This window comes from Wolbachia endosymbiont of Drosophila leontia (assembly GCF_028981785.1).
GTDB lineage: Bacteria > Pseudomonadota > Alphaproteobacteria > Rickettsiales > Anaplasmataceae > Wolbachia > Wolbachia pipientis.
Genome location: NZ_JAPQLK010000133.1, coordinates 131 through 2,940, shown reverse-complemented (window position 1 = coordinate 2,940; position 2,810 = coordinate 131). Strand labels below are relative to the sequence as shown.

Below are 2,810 nucleotides of genomic sequence, written 5' to 3'. Positions count from 1 at the left end.
CGTTTAAAACATAAAAAACGCCAATATTTTAAAGCGGATAATAACCCCAGGGCTTCTTTTGCCTTTTTTTTCATTTGGTAAATTTCTTAATATTTATAGCTAAAGTAATTTAAAAGTCCGTGAAGGGTGTCATGCCAGTGCTTGACACTGGCATCCAGTTTTCCATATAATCTCATCAAAAATGTTTATTTTCTAGCTACTTTTATACTTATCAACCCAGTATGCTTACTTACAATTAAAATTTCTGGATCCCAGTGTCTGGGCACTGGGATGACAGCTAGCCTGACAACCGTCATCCCGCTACTTGTTAGCGGGATCTAGAGATACCGAGAATGAATCGCGGTATGACGTAGGACTGCTGTCATTCCAGTCTGGAATCTAGTTCTTATTGTACACTTACTTGGTAGAGTTAAATTTCCTGGATCCAAGTAGTCGGCTACTCGGATGACAGGAGAAGGTACTGCCGTCATAAAGGAACCAGTGTCAGCTACTTGGATGATACCTTTTTTCTACTTAGTTTGGGTTATGCAAGAAGTCTATTATAATCAGGCTTTAAGTGTGCGGAAGTAATTTTTTTCGTTAAAGTAAAAAATTTTTTCTATAGCTGATCAAAGTGGGATCAAGAGAAACTTACCACTTTCTTTACAAAGGGTTTGATGTTACCATTTGACTGCCTATTCTGAATTTATTGAATGAACGTTAACATAAAGAATCTAGTTCATGCTTTCTCTAAATTGCCAAGTTTAGGGCCATCATCATCACGCAGGTTAGTTATACATTTACTCCAAAACAAAGAAAAAGTTATGCTACCACTTGCATCTTTGATTAAAGAGCTAGCAGATCTTATAATAGAGTGTGAAGTTTGCGGAAATCTAGATACTAAGTCACCTTGTTCTATTTGTACTAACCCAAAACGTGACACTAAGTTACTGTGTGTAGTAGAAGAATTAGGTGATCTATGGGCGTTTGAAAAAGGAAATATATATTCAGGTTTATACCATGTTTTGGGTGGCAGATTGTCTGCAATAAATGGCATAGGTCCAAAAGAACTCAACCTTGACACTATTCTGAAAAGAGTGACAGAGTCTAAAATTGAAGAGATAATTATCGCAATTAATCCGACATTAGAGGGCCAAGTTACTGCACAATATATAATTGAATTGCTAAAAAATTTGGATGTGAAAATATCACGCCTTGCTTGCGGCATACCAATGGGCGGAGAAATTGACTACCTTGATGAAGGAACGCTGAGGATAGCACTTACTTCAAGACAAGAATATGAGTTAAATATAAAATAAGACATGTGCTTAAAAAAACTTATATCGCTAATAACATTCAAAAAGAAAAAAATAGTGCCACCACTTAAAGTGGTGGCTTGGGAAAATGACCACCTAAACTATAAGCAATTTTCAGGTAAATTCAATACTATAATTAAAACAATTGATCAGTCTTTTACAATAATATCTTTGGAAGGATATGATGGATGGGGCAAGACGTTTTTTTTGAAAGAATGGGTAAAAGAGTTAAAACAGCAAAATGAAATTGCAGCTTATTATAGTGCATGGGATATCAATGCATTGGACCAACCACTGCCTTCTTTTTTAAATTTCCTATTTGAAGATTTATTTGTATCGTATAAAGTAAAAAGAAGTGTTATACAACAGTTCAAGAACATAAACCAAGAGCTATTTTCTCTAAACACACTAGGAAAGCTGATCAGTAAATCTCCACTTGCTATGCTTTCAGTATTTCTTGATGCTGCAAAAGAGGCTGATAAAAAAGACATAGGTTTTGTCTTGAGTGAATTAAGTCTTCTCCAAAGAAGAAAAGAGAGTACTAGAGATTTTAAAACACAGTTAGCGGATGTGGTTAATAAAATCAGAAAAGACAAAAACATTTATATAATGGTGGATAATCTTGATGTGTGCCGTCCTAAATTCGTTGTCGATTTTTTGGAATCTATAAAGTATATGCTTGATGTGGAGGGGCTGGTTTTCATTATTTCTGTAAGTAAAGATAAGAGTAATGTACAAAGAGCAATCAGCACAATACTTGGACCAAATTTTGACCTAAAATCTTTTACTGATCTCTCTTTACATTTGCCAAAACAACCGATAGAAAAATTTACAAAAGAACTATTTGAAAATATTAAATTACCGAAAAAGTCAAAAAATTTGATTGTAGATAGTTTTATATTTTATGCAGAAAGCCTGTCACTATCGTTAAAAACAATAGAATACTGCGTAAAAAAAATAAAGCTGTGTCTTCTGAATCACACAAGAGAAGAATTACCTGATCCGAATTTGTTTTCATTTTTGGTAATACTGCAATCGATAAATATTGATATATATGAGGAATTAGGTTTTTCATATCAAAGAGCATTGGAAAAAATTGAAAATGAATATAAATCTTTAGTTCTAAATGGTCAAGAAGAATGGGAAAAACTTAAAACCTCTCTAGAAACTGCTTTTGCAGAGAGGGAGTCAAAAATTAACAAAGCTATAAAGGATATACTATTTTGAAAAGATACCCTACCTTTACATACACAAAGATAGGGTAACATTTGATTAACGCCCTTTTACTATGTCATTACCTTGTTCAAACTTTCTGATTAATTCGCTTACATTGACATTAGATAATTTTTTACCTGCAGATTTGTCATTATGTGAAGCATCAGGTTTACGAAGGTCTTCCTTACTGTTACTCCTAGTAATATTACATCTAACAATGTTTGAATTATTAGAACCTGTTTAAAATCTTCGTAATAGGAGAGAAATGAAGGAAAGGACAATCATTTGCAAGCTGGTGTT

At 33.5% G+C, this 2,810-nt stretch carries 4 protein-coding genes; 2 read left to right on the top strand and 2 right to left on the bottom strand.

Annotated features, from left to right (window positions below; translation table 11 throughout):
* Positions 1 to 185: 185 nt before the first annotated feature.
* Positions 186 to 296, bottom strand: coding sequence for a WPE palindromic element domain-containing protein (locus OZD63_RS04620; protein WP_080717651.1), 111 nt, complete (start codon positions 294 to 296; stop codon positions 186 to 188).
* A 21-nt stretch (positions 297 to 317) separates the two neighbouring features.
* On the bottom strand, positions 318 to 470 hold the full coding sequence (locus OZD63_RS04615; protein ID WP_156517965.1) for a hypothetical protein: 153 nt from the start codon (positions 468 to 470) through the stop codon (positions 318 to 320).
* 222 nt (positions 471 to 692) lie between these two features.
* Here OZD63_RS04615 and recR point away from each other — a divergent pair, with 222 nt between their 5' ends.
* Positions 693 to 1,298 (top strand): recombination mediator RecR, encoded by a 606-nt coding sequence (gene recR, locus OZD63_RS04610; RefSeq protein ID WP_010963080.1) that lies wholly within the window; start codon positions 693 to 695, stop codon positions 1,296 to 1,298.
* Between the two features lie 3 nt (positions 1,299 to 1,301).
* On the top strand, positions 1,302 to 2,522 hold the full coding sequence (locus OZD63_RS04605) for a KAP family P-loop NTPase fold protein (protein ID WP_253303549.1): 1,221 nt from the start codon (positions 1,302 to 1,304) through the stop codon (positions 2,520 to 2,522).
* Positions 2,523 to 2,810 lie beyond the last annotated feature (288 nt).

Excerpts from the sequence above, each read along its gene's own strand:
- OZD63_RS04620 (WP_080717651.1), bottom strand. The coding sequence starts at position 296 with ATGACGGTTGTCAGGCTAGCTGTCATCCCAGTGCCCAGACACTGGGAT.
- OZD63_RS04615 (WP_156517965.1), bottom strand. The coding sequence starts at position 470 with ATGACGGCAGTACCTTCTCCTGTCATCCGAGTAGCCGACTACTTGGAT.
- recR (WP_010963080.1), top strand. The coding sequence starts at position 693 with ATGAACGTTAACATAAAGAATCTAGTTCATGCTTTCTCTAAATTGCCA.
- OZD63_RS04605 (WP_253303549.1), top strand. The coding sequence starts at position 1,302 with ATGTGCTTAAAAAAACTTATATCGCTAATAACATTCAAAAAGAAAAAA.